Raw genomic sequence first — 15,878 nt, 5'->3', positions numbered from 1 at the left:
ATCTCGGTTGCAGGCATCAGCGACGACGTCCCTTCTTGTCGTCCTTCACGTGACCGCGGAAGGTGCGGGTCGGTGCGAACTCGCCGAACTTGTGGCCGACCATCGCCTCGGTGACGAACACCGGGACGTGCTTGCGACCGTCGTGGACGGCGAAGGTGTGGCCGAGCATGTCCGGTGAAACCACCGAACGACGCGACCAGGTCTTGATGACGTTCTTGGTGCCCGCTTCGTTCTGGACGTCGACCTTCTTCTGAAGGTGGTCGTCGATGAAGGGGCCCTTCTTCAAACTACGAGGCATGTCAAAGGCTCCTATCAGCGCTTCTTGCCGGTGCGGCGGCGACGGACGATGAGCTTGTCGCTCGCCTTACCGGGACGCCGGGTACGACCCTCGGGCTGGCCCCAGGGCGAGACGGGGTGACGGCCACCGGAAGTCCGGCCCTCGCCACCACCGTGCGGGTGGTCGACCGGGTTCATGACGACACCACGGACGGTCGGGCGCTTGCCCTTCCAGCGCATACGGCCGGCCTTACCCCAGTTGATGTTCGACTGCTCGGCGTTGCCGACCTCACCGACGGTGGCGCGGCAGCGCACGTCGACGCGACGGACCTCACCGGAGGGCATGCGCAGCGTGGCGTAGGGACCCTCCTTGGCGAGCAGCTGGATGCTGGCACCCGCGGAACGGGCCATCTTGGCGCCTCCACCCGGACGAAGCTCCACAGCGTGGATCGTCGTGCCGTTGGGGATGTTGCGCAGCGGCAGGTTGTTACCCACCTTGATGTCAGCGGACGGGCCGTTCTCGATCACGGTGCCCTGCGCCAGCTTGTTCGGCGCCAGGATGTAGCGCTTCTCGCCGTCGGCGTAGTGCAGGAGTGCGATGCGGGCGGTGCGGTTGGGGTCGTACTCGATGTGAGCGACCTTGGCCGGGATGCCGTCCTTGTCGTGGCGACGGAAGTCGATGACGCGGTAGGCACGCTTGTGGCCACCACCGATGTGACGGGTGGTGATGCGACCGGTGGAGTTGCGGCCACCGGACTTGCTCAGCGGGCGGACCAGCGACTTCTCAGGCGTGGAGCGCGTGACCTCGACGAAGTCGGCGACAGAACTGCCGCGACGACCCGGGGTTGTCGGCTTGTACTTACGGATACCCATTGGTTCTTCCTTGTCCTCTCCGTCAGCCCTGGCCGCCGAAGATGTCGATCGTGCCCTCGCGGAGAGAGACGATCGCGCGCTTCGTGTCCTTGCGCTTACCGGTGCCGAACCGCGTGCGTCGGGTCTTGCCGACACGGTTCATGGTGTGCACGGAGTCAACCTTGACGCCGAAGACCTGCTCGACCGCGATCTTGATCTCGGTCTTGTTGGCGCGCGGGTCGACGATGAAGGTGTACTTGCCCTCGTCGAGAAGGCCGTAGGACTTCTCCGACACGACGGGACGGATCAGGATGTCGCGCGGGTCCTTGAGCTCGGACGCAGTCACTTGCTGGCCTCCTCGGTCTTGGGCGCGGGCCCGGCGAGGAATGCCTCGAGAGCCGCCTGGGTGAAGACGATGTCGTCTGAGCACAGAACGTCGTACGTGTTGAGCTGGTCGGCAGCGAGCACGTGCACGTCGGCGAGGTTACGCACCGACTTCCACGCGGACTCGTTGTCACGCTCGATCACGACGAGCACGTTCTTGCGCTCGCTGATCCCACCGAGGACGGTGGCGACGTTCTTGGTCGAGGGGGTGTCGCCCTCGACGAGTGCGGTCAGCACGTGGATGCGGCCGTGGCGCGCCCGGTCGGAGAGAGCACCGCGCAGGGCGGCTGCCTTCATCTTCTTGGGGGTGCGCTGGGCGTAGTCGCGCGGCTGCGGGCCGTGGACGATGCCACCGCCAGCGAACTGCGGCGCACGGGTCGAGCCCTGACGGGCGCGGCCGGTGCCCTTCTGGCGGTACGGCTTGCGGCCACCGCCACGCACGTCGGCGCGGGTCTTGGTCGAGTGCGTGCCCTGCCGCGCTGCGGCGAGCTGGGCGACGACGACCTGGTGGATCAGCGGAACGTTGACTGCCACGTCGAAGATCTCGGCGGGCAGCTCCACGCTGCCGGAGGCAGTTCCTGCAGGGCTGAGGATGTCGATGGTCGGCACGTCAGGCTCCCTTCACCGCGGAGCGGACGAGGACGACGCCGCCGCGGGGGCCGGGAACGGCACCCTTGACGAGCAGAAGGCCCCTGTCAGCGTCGACCGCGTGGATCGTGAGGTTCTGGGTGGTCTGGCGCACGCCGCCCATGCGGCCGGCCATGCGCATCCCCTTGAAGACGCGACCCGGGGTGGCGCAGCCACCGATCGAGCCGGGCTTGCGGTGGTTGCGGTGGGCACCGTGGGAGGCGCTCACGCCATGGAAGCCGTGACGCTTCATGACGCCGGCGAAGCCCTTGCCCTTGGTGGTGCCGGTGACGTCGATCTCCTGTCCGCCTTCGAACAGGTCGACCGTCACCTCCTGGCCCAAGGAGTACTCGGAGGCGTCCGCGGTGCGGAGCTCGACGAGGTGGCGACGCGGGGTGGCACCGGCCTTGGCGAAGTGGCCGCCCGTGGGCTGGTTCACCTTGCGGGGGTCGATGGCGCCGTAGGCGATCTGCACGGCGGCGTACCCATCGGTCTCGACATTGCGGACCTGGGTGACGACGCACGGGCCAGCCTGGATGACGGTGACCGGGACGAGGCGGTTCTCCGCGTCCCAGACCTGCGTCATGCCGAGCTTTTCGCCGAGAACGCCCTTGACGGTCTTGGTGGCAGTTGTAGTCATCTCGATGCGCCTCAGAGCTTGATCTCGATGTTGACGTCAGCCGGGAGGTCGAGACGCATCAGCGAGTCGACGGCCTTGGGCGTCGGGTCGATGATGTCGATGAGGCGCTTGTGGGTGCGCATCTCGAAGTGCTCGCGGCTGTCCTTGTACTTGTGCGGCGACCGGATGACGCAGAACACGTTCTTCTCCGTAGGCAGCGGCACTGGGCCGACCACCGTCGCGCCGGCACGGGTCACGGTGTCGACGATCTTTCGCGCCGAGTTGTCGATGACCTCATGGTCATACGACTTCAACCGGATGCGGATCTTCTGTCCCGCCATCTGTGTGTCCGTCTCTCTCTCGCCGTCTTGCCTGGTCTGTGTCGAGTGCCTGGCCTCCGACCCACGCGGTCGGGTGTGTCGCACCCGCTCCGCGGCCCAACGGCACGCCATATGGCTAGCCGTCGGTCTGGTCGTCAACCCGGATCAACCGGATCGTGCTCTTGGTTCCGATGTGTCGCCCCGCTCGAAGCGGTTCGGTGCGTTGTCATCGGGAAGGCAGAAACGCGAGCAACCGGGGCAAAACCGATCGTCGCGTCACCGCTCAACAAGCAACCTGGATAGTGTGCCAGAGGCCAGCGCCCCAGGCCAAATCGGGGCGGGCGGTGCGTGACACTGCGCGCGAAGGGGGGCTCCCCCTTCGTCCTCGGCCTGCCGTCAGTCGTCGCGGTCGGCGAGCTCTGCCGTGGACCTGCCCTGGTCCTGCAGCCCCTTGATCCGCAGGGAGCGGGCCTCTTCCCGGACCTCTTCCTGCGCCTCGGCGGCGGCATCGGACTTCGTCGTGTCGCGCAGCGGGAGCAGCAGCTCCTCCTCTGCGGCCATACCGGCCTGCAGCTGACGCGAGCGCTCGATCTCGGAGTCGACCTCCGCGCCCAGCAGCAGCACGTTGTTGAGGATCCACAGCCACAGGAGGAAGACGATGACGCCGGCGAGCGAGCCGTAGGTCTTGTTGTACGAGCTGAAGTTGGAGACGTAGAAGCCGAAGGCCACCGAGGCGAGGATCGCCACGAGGATCGCCACGGCAGCGCCGGGCGTCAGCCACCGGAACTTCGGTTGGCGCACATTGGGTGTCGCCCAGTAGAGCAGGCCGACCATGAAGATGACGACGACCAGGATGACCGGCCACTTGGCGAGGTTCCACGTCATCACGGCGGCGTCGCCGAGCCCGATCGCATCACCGATGGCACGCGCCAGCTCGCCGCTGACGGCGACCGACAAGATGATGGCCGCGGCCAGGACCAGCAGGACCGCGGTGACGATCAGCTGCATCGGGCGCAGCTTGATGAAGCCGCGCCCCTCGGGCACCTCGTAGATCTTGTTGAGGGCCCGCCCGAAGGCACCGACGTAGCCGGACGCGGACCACAGGGCACCCGCCAGACCGACGACGAGACCCAACCCCGCGGCCGGCGAGTTGACCATCTGGTCGAGCGGGCCCTCCAGGGTCGAGCCGACACTGCCCGTGCCGAGCTGGTCGAGCACATCGAGGATCGTCGACTTGGTCGTCTCGGGCTCCCCCACCAGCCCGAGGATGGAGACGAGGGCCAGCATCGCGGGGAAGATCGACAGTACGGAGAAGTAGGTGAGCGCCGCTGCGAGGTCCGTGCAGCCGTCCGCGCTGAACTCCTTGATCGCCCGCTTGAAGGCGAAGGTCCAGTTGCGCTTCTTCAGCTCACGAAGGGAGGGCTTGGCGCTCTCGTCGAGCCCCTCGGAGTCCTCGGGGAGTGCGTCCGTCTCGGTCGTCTCGTCGATGGCCATGTGTCGTGGCGTCTCCGTGGTCGGGTGCGGCGGGCAGCTCAACACTATGACAGCGCGCCTAGGGTGTGGCGCAGGAACGTCTGCACAACGCGAGGAGGGGACATGACCGGGGACCACAGCGTGGTCGAGACCAACCGCCTGACCAAGCAGTACCCGGGGGTGACCGCCTTGGACGCTCTCTCGCTGGAGATCCGTCCGGGCATCACCGGCGTGGTCGGCGTCAACGGCGCCGGCAAGTCGACGCTCATCAAGATCCTCCTCGGGCTGCTGCCTCCCACCTCCGGGTCGGTGCGCGTCCTCGGGATGGACCCCCAGGAGTCAGCGCGGGACATCCGCGCCCTCGTCGGGTACATGCCCGAGCACGACTGCCTGCCGGCCGATGTCACGGCCGCCGACTTCGTCCTGCACATGGCGACGATGTCCGGCCTGCCGCGCCAAGCCAGTCGCGAGCGCGCCTCCGACGTCCTGCGCCATGTCGGCCTCGACGAGGAGCGCCACCGGGCCATGGGCGGGTACTCGACCGGCATGAAGCAGCGCGCCAAGCTGGCCCAGGCGCTCGTGCACGACCCGGCGCTCGTCTTCCTCGACGAGCCGACGAGCGGGCTGGACCCGCGCGCCCGGGACGACATGCTGGAGCTCATCGCCCGCGTGCACGCGGACTTCGGGATCTCGGTGATCGTGACGAGCCACCTGCTGGGCGAGCTCGAGCGGACGGCCGACCGCATCGTGGTCCTGGACAGCGGACGTCTCCTGCGCGCCTCGTCCACCTCAGACCTGACCCAGACCACGGGCACCGTCCTCGTCGAGGTGCTCGGCCCGGCCGGCAGCGACCGCCTCCTCGGGCAGGCGCTGCTCGACCGGGGCATCAGCGCCTGGCCGGTCGGCAGCGACACCGAGGTGCAGGTGGACGGACCCGAGGTCCTGGACGTCATCCGCGATGTCGCTGTCGACCTCGACCTCGGGCTGGTGCGGCTGCAGGAGCGTCGCCACACCCTCGACGAGGTCTTCCTCCCGCCCCCTTCGTCATCCCCTGCGCTCGCCGCCCACCCAGGAGGCCACCCCTGATGACCACGCCACCTCGTGGTGTCATCCACGACCTGGGCTACCGGCGCTTCGGCGGGCGGCGCCTCGACGACGGCGCGATCACGCGCGAGCTCTACCGCAACTCCGTGGCTCAGGCCTTCGGCATCGGCCGCTCGGGCAAGGCCAAGATCATGCCGTGGCTGATCATCACCTTCATGGCCGTGCCAGCCATCGTCATGGGGGCGCTCAGCATCCAGGCCGCCCAGGTACCCGCGATGGACGCTCCGTCCAACTACTTCAGTTACCCGTACTGGACCCAGTTGCTCATCACGATCTTCGTCGCGACCCAGGCTCCTGTCCTCTTCGCGCGGGACCTGCGATACCGCACGATCGTCCTCTACTTCGCCCGGCCGGTCTCGCGCACGAGGTTCGTGCTCACGCGGCTCGCCGCGCTGGCGACAGCGATCTTCCTGGTGATCATCGTGCCGATGCTCGTGTGGTTCGCCTGCGCGCTCTCGACGGGTGTCGACAGCGGCATGCACGCCCAACGCTTCGGAGCGGCACTCGTCGGCGTCGCCGTCCTCTCCCTCGTGCTCGCGGCGCTGGGCGGGCTCGTCTCCACCCTGGCCACCAAGTCCGGTCTCGCCCTCGCGGCGATCATCGTCGTGCTCATGGTCCCCTCCGCGATGATCACCATGGCGCTGGCGATCACGACCGAGCTCGCGCGCGACGGTCTCGGCGCGCTGGTCGCCTCGGCACATCCCTTCACCGCCGTCGCCCAGCTCGTCTCCGGGGTCTTCGGTGGTCCTGCGGTCAACCCCACGATCCCCGAGCCCGAGGGATGGCTCATCGGCCTCGCCGTCGCCGTCTGCATCGCGTGGGTGGTCCTGCCCACTCTGGCTCTCGTGGCCCGGATGCGATCGGTGGCCTCGCTGTGAGCACGCTGCGTCTGGACTCGGTCTCCCGCTGGTACGGCAATGTCGTCGCGGTCAACGACGTGACGATGGAGATCGGGCAGGGCATCACCGGCCTCCTCGGCCCCAACGGCGCCGGCAAGTCGACCGTCCTGTCGATCATGGCGGGCCTGCTCTCGCCGTCGGCGGGCACCGCGACACTGGACGGGCACCCCCTTCGGCAGGACACCGCGGTGTACCGGCAGATCGGCCTCGTCCCCGTGCAGGAGTCGGTCTACGACTTCCTCACCGCGCGGCAGTTCGTCCGGCTCAACGCCGACCTGCACAAGCTCCCGTCCGCGCGCGCCGCGACCGACCACGCACTCCAGCTCGTCGATCTCGTCGACGCCGCCGACCGCCGGGTCTCGACCTTCAGCAAGGGCATGCGGCAGCGGGTCAAGATGGCCTCGGCGCTGGTGCACGACCCGCAGGTGCTGCTGCTCGACGAGCCCTTCAACGGCATGGACCCCATCCAGCGGCACTCGATGGCCACCCTCCTGGCGGACTACGGCGCGCAGGGTCGCACCATCGTCTTCAGCTCGCACATCCTCGAGGAGGTCGAGTCCTTGGCGGGACAGATCGAGGTCATCGTCTCCGGCCGCCATGCGGCCTCCGGTGACCGGACGGCCATCCGCCGATTGATGACCGACCGACCCAACCAGTACCGCATCCGCAGCAGCGACAACCGACGTCTGGCATCGGCCCTCATGGCCCGGGCCTCGGTCCGGGGCGTGCGGCTGCACGGCGACCGGTTCCTCGAGCTCGAGGCCGACGACTTCGGCTCCTTCGTCCGTGTCGTGCCCCGAGTGGCCAAGGAACACGACATCCGCATCCTCGAGCTGACCCCGACGGACGAGTCGCTCGAGAGCATCTTTGGATACCTGGTGAACCGATGAACTCCGCGATCATCCGACTGGCCATGCGCTCGCTGCTCGGGCGCTCCCGGGTCCTCGTCCTCCTCGCCATGGCCGCCGCGCTGCTGGCGCTGGCGCTGCTCCTCCGTCTGGCGCCCACGGGTCCCCTCGACCCGGCTGGCGGGCCGTTGAACCTCGTGCGCACCTTTGGTATCGGCGTCGTCATCCCGGTCGTCACCCTCATCGGGACCACGACACTGATCACCTCGGAGATCGACGACGGGTCGATCATCTATCTGCTGAGCAAGCCGGTCCCCCGCTGGGTGATCGTCGCGAGCAAGATGCTCGTCATCCTCGCGAGCTCGATGGTCTTCGCGGTACTGCCCATGGCGCTGGCCGCGCTGATCATGGTCGGCACCGACGGCGGTCTGTGGTGGGGCGCGCTGCTCGGTGGCACGGTCTCCGCGGCGGCGTACACGGGGGCCTTCACGCTGCTGGCGATCATGGTCAAGCGCAGCGTCACCGGCTGCCTGCTCTACTGGCTGGTCTGGGAGGCCCTGCTCACGAGCGTCCTCAAGCCGGCGCAGTACCTGTCGGCCCGAGCCTTCGGCGGGAGTGTCACGCACGAGGCGATGGGCCTGGATGCGCATCCCGCTGCGTGGTTCGCGGTGGTCGCAGCGGTGCTGGTGCTCGTCGCAGGCGCTGTGGTTGCCGGTCGGCGGTTGGCACGGACGACGATCTCGGAGGTGTGAGGCGGGACGACGAACGCGCCCACCGTCCGCGAGGGACGATGGGCGCGTGGTCGATTACAGGATCAGCTAGGTCGGCAAACGGAGAGGACCCCGCCAATAAGGTTGGCTGTGAGGTTCATGGTTGCGCTCTTGTCGTCCACCCCGAGCGTGATCGAGCCGAGGACGGTCACGTTGATGCCGGGAGGGAAGGCATTGATCACGACGGACTTGCCGGGTGCGATCGGGTTCTGCAGAGCCACTGTGCCACCGGTGCTGTACAGCACACCAACGTTGGCCAGATCCGGGCCCAACAGGTTGATGCTCGCCAAGCCCGTCCGTCGTCACGGTCACCGGAGTGTCGGCCGGCACGGTGCAGGTCGCGTTCGTGGGGTTTGTGAGCCGGAATTTCGGCGGCTGACCAAGGAGCGTAATCCCCGAGCAGTTGTCGACCGTGACCACAAGGGTCGAAGCCCCAGGCGCACAGGCGTCTCCCGGCGAGGCGGCGAGGCTCGGAGCGGCGGCGGCGACCGAGACGGCGGGGACGGCCCAGGCAGCGCCCTTCGCGATGGAGCGGCGGGACGGGCCCGAGGTGGTGAGGTCCTTCGACACGAGGCAGTTCCTTCTGCGGACAGGCGCTGAGTCTGAGCACCGAGCTCTGTCGCGTCGGCGCGATGGTCGGGTCCTCCCCGGTGGCGGGTTCCCTGTCGACCCCCGCCACGAGCGACCTTAGAGTTCGCTGAACAGATCCAGACCAAATGCCTGCAAAAGGACTAGGCGATGGTGACCATCTCAGTCGATCCACCCGCGCACGGTGAGCGCCCGCAGCAGGCCGTCCCGCGTCGCCGTCCCTCGGTGGCCGGCCTTGGCCCGGATGTTGGCGATGTGCACCTTGAGTGTCCGCTAGCTGATCCCGAGCTGCGCCGCGACCTTGGCCCGTGTCCGGTCCGCCCAGAGCACGAGGTAGGCCTGCGCCACCTGTCGCTCCCGCGGTGTCAGCGTGACCGTCGGCGCCGCTCCCGCCGACCACGTGGGCCGTTGGCCCTCCTGCACGCGACGGACCACCGCCGCCAGCTCCTGCGGCGAGTCGAGACCGGTGACGTAGGCCGAGGCCCCCGCATCCCGCAGTGCCGCGACCCGGGGAACCGGCAGGGTCCCGCCCCACACCACGGTCGGCCGGCCCTCCCTTCGCCTCCCGGTGAGCAGCCGCAGGTCCTCGCCCGCCACCAGCTCCGCGACGAGGACGCCGGGCACTCCCCACGGGTCCCCGGCGACCTCGGCGGCGATCTCGTGATCCGTCAGCACGGACACCACCGCGTCGGCGTGCAGACGCCACCGTGACCACACGGAGACCACGGACGGCAGGGGCATGGGACCATCGTGCCCGATGCTCACTCAACCGCGTCTGGACCTCGTGCACACCTCCCCCGTGGTGGCCACGGCGCTGGGGCGCGCGCTAAGGGAAGGGCCCTGGCCGGTACACGTCACGACGAGCGTCCACTCGTGGACCGACTTCCAGCGGGAGTGGGACTTCGCCGGGGACATCGTCGTCCTCGACGCCCTGCTGGACGACCACGTGCCGCTCCCCCTCAAGGTCCGTGCGCTCACGCGCCTCGGCTCCCACACCGTCGTCCTCGGGCCCGGGCGCGCCACCCCGGCCGCACGCCGCTCGGGGACCGAGGGCGCCGTGGCCTGGATCGAGCCGACGACGGGCCTCGTCGACACCGCGGAGGCCATCCGCCAGATCGTCCTGAGGAACCCACCACCGGACACACGCATCGAGCCCGCCCACCCACCTGTCGCCCGCCTGACCGACCGTGAGCTGCAGGTCCTGGCTCTGTACGTGAGCGCCCGCGGCCACTCACCTGCCCACCTGGGCCGCGTCCTCGCGCTGCGCACCGAGACCATCCGCAGCCACCTCGAGCGGGGCCGCGCCCACTACCGGGCGGCAGGTGTCCCCACCAACAACCGGGCTGCCCTGCGCAATGCCCTCGTCGCGGACGGCTGGGCGCCGGACCCGCAGATGTGGATTGACGCCGGGCGCCCCTGACCCTCCCTTCGAGACGCTTGCTGCCCTTCGAGACGGCGCTGGCGCGCCTCCTCAGGGAACGGGTGACGCAGGCGCGCCGGGCACGACGCAGGGCCCGCCTCCCCTGATGGGGAGACGGGCCCTGCGTGGATGCTGACCGAGGTCAGCCCAGGATCACTTGATGATCTTGGTGACGCGACCGGCGCCGACGGTGCGGCCACCCTCGCGGATGTTGAACTTCAGGCCCTCTTCCATGGCGATCGGCTGGATGAGCTCGACCTTCATGTCGGTGTTGTCGCCGGGCATGACCATCTCGGTGCCCTCGGGCAGCGTGACGACGCCGGTGACGTCCGTGGTGCGGAAGTAGAACTGCGGACGGTAGGAGTCGTAGAACGGCGTGTGACGGCCACCCTCCTCCTTCGACAGGATGTAGACCTGCGCGTCGAACTCGGTGTGCGGGGTGATCGAGCCCGGCTTGCAGATGACCTGCCCGCGCTCGACGTCCTCGCGCTTGGTGCCACGCAGGAGCAGGCCGACGTTTTCGCCAGCGCGACCCTCGTCGAGCAGCTTGCGGAACATCTCGATGCCGGTGACGGTGGTCTTGGTCGCCGGACCCTCGTGGATGCCGACGATCTCGACGTCCTCGTTGACGTTCAGGATGCCGCGCTCGATACGACCGGTGACGACGGTTCCACGACCGGTGATCGTGAAGACGTCCTCAACGGGCATCATGAACGGCTTGTCCAGGTCGCGCTCGGGCTCGGGGATGTAGGAGTCCACAGCCGTCATGAGCTCCATGATCGACTCGCCCCACGTGGCGTCGCCCTCGAGCGCCTTGAGCGCCGAGACCTTGACGACCGGGACGTCGTCGCCCGGGAACTCGTAGGAGGACAGCAGCTCGCGGACCTCCATCTCGACGAGCTCCAGGATCTCCTCGTCGTCCACCATGTCGGCCTTGTTGAGGGCAACGACGATGTAGGGGACGCCGACCTGGCGGGCCAGGAGCACGTGCTCCTTGGTCTGCGGCATCGGGCCGTCGGTGGCGGCGACCACGAGGATCGCGCCGTCCATCTGGGCCGCACCGGTGATCATGTTCTTCACGTAGTCAGCGTGACCGGGGCAGTCGACGTGCGCGTAGTGACGCGACTCCGTCTGGTACTCGATGTGCGAGATCGAGATCGTGATCCCGCGCTGCTTCTCCTCGGGAGCCTTGTCGATCGTGTCGAACGCCGAAGCCTCGTTGAGGTCGGGGAGCTTGTCGTGCAGTACGCGGGAGATCGCGGCCGTCAGCGTCGTCTTGCCATGGTCGATGTGACCGATGGTGCCGATGTTGACGTGCGGCTTGCTCCGCTCGAACTTTGCCTTCGCCACTGTGTGTCCTCCTCAGGACGTCTTCTCGAATACGCCTTATCCCGGCAGGGTGGCGTCGATTTTGGGGTTGTTGGGATGTTCCGTGTCGGGACCGACGGTAATGCTACCGGTCACTCGCCCCGGGTCTTCTTGATGATCTCCTCGGCGACTGCCTTGGGGACCTCTGCGTAGGAGTCGAACTCCATGGAGTAGTTGGCACGACCCTGGGTCTTCGACCGCAGGTCGCCGACGTAGCCGAACATCTCGGACAGCGGGACGAGGCCGGTGACGACCTTGGCTCCGCTGACGTCCTCCATGGACTGGATCTGGCCACGGCGCGAGTTGATGTCGCCGATGACGTCACCCATGTAGTCCTCAGGGGTGCGCACCTCGACCTTCATCATCGGCTCCATGAGCACCGGGTCAGCCTTGCGGGCGGCCTCCTTGAAGGCCATCGACCCAGCGATCTTGAATGCCATCTCCGAGGAGTCGACATCGTGGTAGGCACCATCGATGAGGGTCGCCTTGACACCCACGACGGGGTAGCCAGCGAGGACGCCGAACTGCATGGCGTCCTGGATGCCGGTGTCGACACTCGGGATGTACTCACGCGGGATGCGACCACCGGTGACGGCGTTCTTGAACTCGTAGAGCTCGCCATCGCTGTCCTCGGTCGTCTCCAGGGGCTCGAAGGTGATCTGCACCTTGGCGAACTGACCCGAACCACCGGTCTGCTTCTTGTGCGTGTAGTCGTGCTTGACGACGGCCTTGCGGATCGTCTCGCGGTAGGCCACCTGCGGCTTGCCGATGTTGGCCTCGACCTTGAACTCGCGCTTCATCCGGTCGACGAAGACATCGAGGTGCAGCTCGCCCATGCCGGCGATGATGGTCTGACCGGTCTCCTCGTCGAGGGAGACCTGGAAGGTCGGGTCCTCGGCGACGAGACGCTGGATGGCGCCACCCAACTTTTCCTGGTCACCCTTGGTCTTGGGCTCGATGGCCACCTGGATGACCGGGGCGGGGAAGGACATCGACTCGAGGATGACCTGGTTGTTGATGTCGCACAGGGTGTCACCCGTGGTGGTCTCCTTGAGACCGATCACCGCGTAGATGTGGCCGGCCATGGCCTCACCGACGGGGTTCTCCTTGTTGGCGTGCATCTGGAAGAGCTTGCCGATGCGCTCCTTCTTGCCCTTGGTCGAGTTCATGACCTGCGTGCCCGGGTCGAGACGACCCGAGTAGACGCGGATGAAGGTCAGCGTCCCGAAGAAGGGGTGCGATGCGATCTTGAACGCCAGCGCCGAGAAGGGCTCCTCGGTGCTCGGCTTGCGCAGCACGACCTCGTCCTCCTTGCCCGGGGCGTGGCCCTCCATGGCAGCGACGTCGAGGGGGCTGGGCAGGTAGTCGCGCACCGCGTCGAGCACGGGCTGGACGCCACGGTTCTTGAAGGCAGAACCACAGAAGATCGGGTAGAGCTCCGAGTTGACCGTGAGCTTGCGGATGCCCGCCTTGATCTCGTCGTTGGTCAGCTCCTCGCCACCGAGGTACTTCTCCATGAGCTCGTCGTCGGACTCGGCGACGCGCTCGATGATGGCGTTGCGGTACTCGACCGCCTTGGCCTGCAGGTCCTCGGGGATCTCGTGGGTCTCGTAGGAGGCGCCCAGGGTGACGTCACCCTTGGAGTCGCCGGGCCACACGAGCGCCTTCATCTGGATGAGGTCGACGACCCCGACGAAGTCGTTCTCGGCACCGATGGGCAGCTGCATGACGAGCGGCTCCGCACCGAGGCGGTCCTTGATCGTCTGCACGGTGAAGTAGAAGTCGGCACCGAGCTTGTCCATCTTGTTGACGAAGGCGATGCGGGGGACGTCGTACTTGTCCGCCTGGCGCCAGACCGTCTCGGACTGGGGCTCGACGCCCTCCTTGCCGTCGAAGACGGCGACGGCACCGTCGAGGACGCGCAGGGAGCGCTCGACCTCGACCGTGAAGTCGACGTGGCCAGGGGTGTCGATGATGTTGATCTGGGTGTCATCCCAGAAGGAGGTGACCGCGGCGGACGTGATCGTGATGCCGCGCTCCTTCTCCTGCTCCATCCAGTCGGTGGTGGAGGCGCCGTCGTGCGTCTCCCCCAGCTTGTGGTTGACGCCGGTGTAGAAAAGGATGCGCTCAGTCGTCGTCGTCTTGCCGGCGTCGATGTGCGCCATGATGCCGATGTTGCGGACCTTGGTCAGGTCCGTCAGGACGTCCTGTGCCACTCGTTATCTCATCTCGCTCGTTGCGGTCGTGTCTGCCCGGATGGGGCGATGGTGGTCGGGGCCGACATGGAGCCGGCCCCGACCTGCTGTCACCAGCGGTAGTGCGCGAAGGCCTTGTTGGACTCGGCCATCTTGTGCGTGTCCTCGCGACGCTTGACCGCGGCACCCAGGCCGTTGCTCGCGTCGAGGATCTCGTTCATCAGGCGCTCGGTCATCGTCTTTTCGCGACGCTGACGCGAGTAGCCCACGAGCCAGCGCAACGACAGGGTCGTGGCGCGGCCGGGCTTGACCTCGATCGGGACCTGGTAGGTCGCACCACCGACGCGGCGGGACTTGACCTCCAGGGACGGACGGACATTGTCCAGGGCGCGCTTGAGCGTCTGGACGGGGTCGGTGCCGGTCTTCTCGCGGACGCCCTCGAGGGCGTCGTACACGATGGCCTCGGCGATGGACTTCTTGCCATCGAGGAGGATCTTGTTGACCAGCTGGGTCACCAGCGGGGACTGGTAGACCGGGTCGATGACGAGAGGCCGCTTCGGGGCGGGACCCTTGCGAGGCATTACTTCTTCTCCTTCTTGGCGCCGTAACGGCTGCGGGCCTGCTGACGACCCTTGACACCCTGGGTGTCGAGGGACCCGCGGACGATCTTGTAACGGACGCCGGGGAGGTCCTTCACACGGCCACCGCGCACGAGCACGATCGAGTGCTCCTGCAGGTTGTGACCGACGCCCGGGATGTAGGCGGTGACCTCGATGCCGCTCGTCAGGCGCACGCGGGCGACCTTACGAAGGGCGGAGTTCGGCTTCTTGGGGGTGGTGGTGTACACACGCGTGCACACTCCACGGCGCTGCGGCGAGCCCTTGAGGGCAGGCGTGGCGGCCTTGGACGGCTTGTCCTGCCGGCCCTTGCGCACCAGCTGGTTGATGGTAGGCAACCTGTGTCTCCGTACGTAGGTGATGTTGTCTGCACCCGACGGGCGAACCCGTCCGATACTCCTTGGATGCCACCTGCGACCCCCGCACTCGGGCGTGTCGCTGATGGTGCTCTCCCCTGCACTCCCCTACGCGGTCCATGTGGACCACGCCAGGGCGCCCGGCGAGAGGTACGAGGCAGATCATCACTGACCCTCCTCGATGCGCGTCACGGCACAGCCGTGCCACGCACGCTGATCAACGATACCGGCGCGCCCCGCGGCGTCACAAATCGAAACCCCCATGCCCCCGTCAGGCGAGGCGGTCGAAGGCCGCGGCGTAGCGGAATGCGCCGGCCATCTCGGGCCGCCAGGCCCGCAGCGTCAGCGCCTGGAAGTGCGTGTCCTCCCACGCCCCCGGGGAGCCGATGCCGAGGCCGGACGCCGGGACGAACCCGAAGAACCCGTAGTACTCCGGATCACCGAGGAGCACGATGGCCGGCTCGGCGATGCGGTCTGCGCTGGCGACGACAGCCATGACCAAGGCCGCCCCGATCCCCTGCTGCTGGTGGTCCGGCCGCACCCCGATCGGTCCGAGCCCGACCGAGGACGCGTCATCGATGCTCGCGCGGCTGCAGACGACGTGACCGACGATCTCGTTCTCCAGCTCGGCGACGAAGGTCAGCTCGTCGATGATCGATCCATCGGCACGCAGGCCGCGCAGCAGCTCGCGCTCCACGGACTCCCGCCGTCCCTGCGGGACCCCGAAGGCCGCGTCGTGCAGCATCTCGGTCGCAGCCGAGTCCGCAGCGCTCTCGCGCCGGATGATGAGGTCGTCGCGCATCAGTACCTGTCCGTGATCCAGTGGCTGTTGCCAGTGAGGAATGCCAAGAGGTAGAAGCCCGCAAAGAGCAGCAGGACGACCGTCACGATCGTCGCGTCACTGCGCGAGCGCCGGGTGAAGACCACGACAGCCGCCCCCGCGAGCACCAGGCCGAGCAGCTTGGTGATCCCGCCCGGCTTGAGGATCAGCACCAGCGCGCCGACGGCGAGCACCGCGCCCAGCCCCCAACGAGCCGCGGTGGCGCGCACCGACATCGGCTGGTCCTGCTGCTCCCCGGTCATGGCTGCATCCTCTCTCATCATCACCACCCGGGCACACACGAAGGGGGCCGGTCACCATGACGGTGAACCGGCCCCCTTC

Annotated in this window: 20 protein-coding genes; 5 read left to right on the top strand and 15 right to left on the bottom strand. The window is 67.7% G+C overall.

Translation table 11 applies throughout. The annotated features are described in order from the left end of the window. Positions 1 to 16: 16 nt before the first annotated feature. From rpsS to JLI01S_RS04625, 7 genes are all read right to left on the bottom strand, one after another. Entirely contained in the window at positions 17 to 298 is a 282-nt protein-coding gene (gene rpsS / locus JLI01S_RS04655; protein ID WP_055996601.1) for a 30S ribosomal protein S19, read from the bottom strand. A gap of 14 nt (positions 299 to 312) precedes the next feature. Then, a complete protein-coding gene (gene rplB, locus JLI01S_RS04650; RefSeq protein WP_068260706.1) occupies positions 313 to 1,149 on the bottom strand; it encodes a 50S ribosomal protein L2 in 837 nt (278 codons plus the stop codon). 22 nt (positions 1,150 to 1,171) lie between these two features. Then, the gene (rplW, locus tag JLI01S_RS04645) at positions 1,172 to 1,474 is read right to left on the bottom strand and encodes a 50S ribosomal protein L23 (RefSeq protein ID WP_068260701.1); all 303 of its coding nucleotides are present in this window, start codon (positions 1,472 to 1,474) and stop codon (positions 1,172 to 1,174) included. Beyond that, positions 1,471 to 2,121, bottom strand: a complete 651-nt coding sequence (gene rplD, locus JLI01S_RS04640; RefSeq protein ID WP_068260697.1) for a 50S ribosomal protein L4 — start codon at positions 2,119 to 2,121, stop codon at positions 1,471 to 1,473. The genes rplW and rplD overlap by 4 nt, the downstream gene beginning before the upstream one ends. A gap of 1 nt (position 2,122) precedes the next feature. Continuing rightward, positions 2,123 to 2,779, bottom strand: a complete 657-nt coding sequence (gene rplC, locus JLI01S_RS04635; RefSeq protein ID WP_068260689.1) for a 50S ribosomal protein L3 — start codon at positions 2,777 to 2,779, stop codon at positions 2,123 to 2,125. 11 nt (positions 2,780 to 2,790) lie between these two features. Further along, positions 2,791 to 3,099 (bottom strand): 30S ribosomal protein S10, encoded by a 309-nt coding sequence (rpsJ, locus tag JLI01S_RS04630; protein ID WP_007924661.1) that lies wholly within the window; start codon positions 3,097 to 3,099, stop codon positions 2,791 to 2,793. A 375-nt stretch (positions 3,100 to 3,474) separates the two neighbouring features. Further along, positions 3,475 to 4,572 carry a YihY/virulence factor BrkB family protein gene (locus tag JLI01S_RS04625; protein WP_068260685.1) on the bottom strand — a complete coding sequence of 366 codons (1,098 nt, stop codon included), beginning with the start codon at positions 4,570 to 4,572 and terminating at the stop codon, positions 3,475 to 3,477. A 102-nt stretch (positions 4,573 to 4,674) separates the two neighbouring features. On the opposite strand from JLI01S_RS04625, the gene JLI01S_RS04620 reads away from it, so the two are divergent. From JLI01S_RS04620 to JLI01S_RS04605, 4 genes are read left to right on the top strand one after another with little or no spacing between them, the layout of a single operon-like run. Then, positions 4,675 to 5,637 carry an ABC transporter ATP-binding protein gene (locus JLI01S_RS04620; protein WP_084349200.1) on the top strand — a complete coding sequence of 321 codons (963 nt, stop codon included), beginning with the start codon at positions 4,675 to 4,677 and terminating at the stop codon, positions 5,635 to 5,637. After that, the gene (locus JLI01S_RS04615; RefSeq protein ID WP_068260682.1) at positions 5,637 to 6,533 is read left to right on the top strand and encodes an ABC transporter permease; all 897 of its coding nucleotides are present in this window, start codon (positions 5,637 to 5,639) and stop codon (positions 6,531 to 6,533) included. The genes JLI01S_RS04620 and JLI01S_RS04615 overlap by 1 nt, the downstream gene beginning before the upstream one ends. Further along, positions 6,530 to 7,444, top strand: a complete 915-nt coding sequence (locus JLI01S_RS04610) for an ABC transporter ATP-binding protein (protein WP_068260679.1) — start codon at positions 6,530 to 6,532, stop codon at positions 7,442 to 7,444. The genes JLI01S_RS04615 and JLI01S_RS04610 overlap by 4 nt, the downstream gene beginning before the upstream one ends. Further along, on the top strand, positions 7,441 to 8,154 hold the full coding sequence (locus JLI01S_RS04605; RefSeq protein WP_068260674.1) for an ABC transporter permease: 714 nt from the start codon (positions 7,441 to 7,443) through the stop codon (positions 8,152 to 8,154). The genes JLI01S_RS04610 and JLI01S_RS04605 overlap by 4 nt, the downstream gene beginning before the upstream one ends. A 62-nt stretch (positions 8,155 to 8,216) precedes the next feature. On the opposite strand, the gene JLI01S_RS04600 is transcribed toward JLI01S_RS04605, so the two are convergent. Continuing rightward, positions 8,217 to 8,462 carry a hypothetical protein gene (locus tag JLI01S_RS04600; RefSeq protein WP_068260671.1) on the bottom strand — a complete coding sequence of 82 codons (246 nt, stop codon included), beginning with the start codon at positions 8,460 to 8,462 and terminating at the stop codon, positions 8,217 to 8,219. Between the two features lie 571 nt (positions 8,463 to 9,033). After that, complete coding sequence (locus JLI01S_RS04590; protein WP_157074827.1) at positions 9,034 to 9,501, bottom strand: hypothetical protein; 468 nt, start codon at positions 9,499 to 9,501, stop codon at positions 9,034 to 9,036. Positions 9,502 to 9,517: 16 nt separating this feature from the next. Between JLI01S_RS04590 and JLI01S_RS04585 the strand changes: the two genes are divergently transcribed. Then, the gene (locus JLI01S_RS04585) at positions 9,518 to 10,180 is read left to right on the top strand and encodes a helix-turn-helix transcriptional regulator (RefSeq protein WP_068260662.1); all 663 of its coding nucleotides are present in this window, start codon (positions 9,518 to 9,520) and stop codon (positions 10,178 to 10,180) included. A gap of 153 nt (positions 10,181 to 10,333) precedes the next feature. Here JLI01S_RS04585 and tuf read toward each other — a convergent pair whose 3' ends face one another. From tuf to JLI01S_RS04555, 6 genes are all read right to left on the bottom strand, one after another. Further along, a complete protein-coding gene (tuf, locus tag JLI01S_RS04580; RefSeq protein WP_068260659.1) occupies positions 10,334 to 11,530 on the bottom strand; it encodes an elongation factor Tu in 1,197 nt (398 codons plus the stop codon). Positions 11,531 to 11,640: 110 nt separating this feature from the next. Further along, positions 11,641 to 13,764 carry an elongation factor G gene (gene fusA, locus JLI01S_RS04575; RefSeq protein WP_068260656.1) on the bottom strand — a complete coding sequence of 708 codons (2,124 nt, stop codon included), beginning with the start codon at positions 13,762 to 13,764 and terminating at the stop codon, positions 11,641 to 11,643. Between the two features lie 89 nt (positions 13,765 to 13,853). After that, positions 13,854 to 14,324: a 30S ribosomal protein S7 gene (gene rpsG, locus JLI01S_RS04570; protein ID WP_055996635.1), complete on the bottom strand. Its 471-nt coding sequence runs from the start codon at positions 14,322 to 14,324 to the stop codon at positions 13,854 to 13,856. Further along, positions 14,324 to 14,698 carry a 30S ribosomal protein S12 gene (rpsL, locus tag JLI01S_RS04565; protein ID WP_007930014.1) on the bottom strand — a complete coding sequence of 125 codons (375 nt, stop codon included), beginning with the start codon at positions 14,696 to 14,698 and terminating at the stop codon, positions 14,324 to 14,326. The genes rpsG and rpsL overlap by 1 nt, the downstream gene beginning before the upstream one ends. Before the next feature lie 289 nt (positions 14,699 to 14,987). After that, entirely contained in the window at positions 14,988 to 15,518 is a 531-nt protein-coding gene (locus JLI01S_RS04560) for a GNAT family N-acetyltransferase (protein WP_068260653.1), read from the bottom strand. Continuing rightward, entirely contained in the window at positions 15,518 to 15,799 is a 282-nt protein-coding gene (locus tag JLI01S_RS04555; protein WP_068260647.1) for a hypothetical protein, read from the bottom strand. The genes JLI01S_RS04560 and JLI01S_RS04555 overlap by 1 nt, the downstream gene beginning before the upstream one ends. Positions 15,800 to 15,878 lie beyond the last annotated feature (79 nt).

The sequence above is a fragment of the Janibacter limosus NBRC 16128 genome, assembly GCF_001570985.1.
Lineage (GTDB): Bacteria > Actinomycetota > Actinomycetes > Actinomycetales > Dermatophilaceae > Janibacter > Janibacter limosus.
The sequence above is the reverse complement of the archived record's forward strand: the minus strand, read 5'-3'. Positions and strand labels throughout refer to the sequence as shown.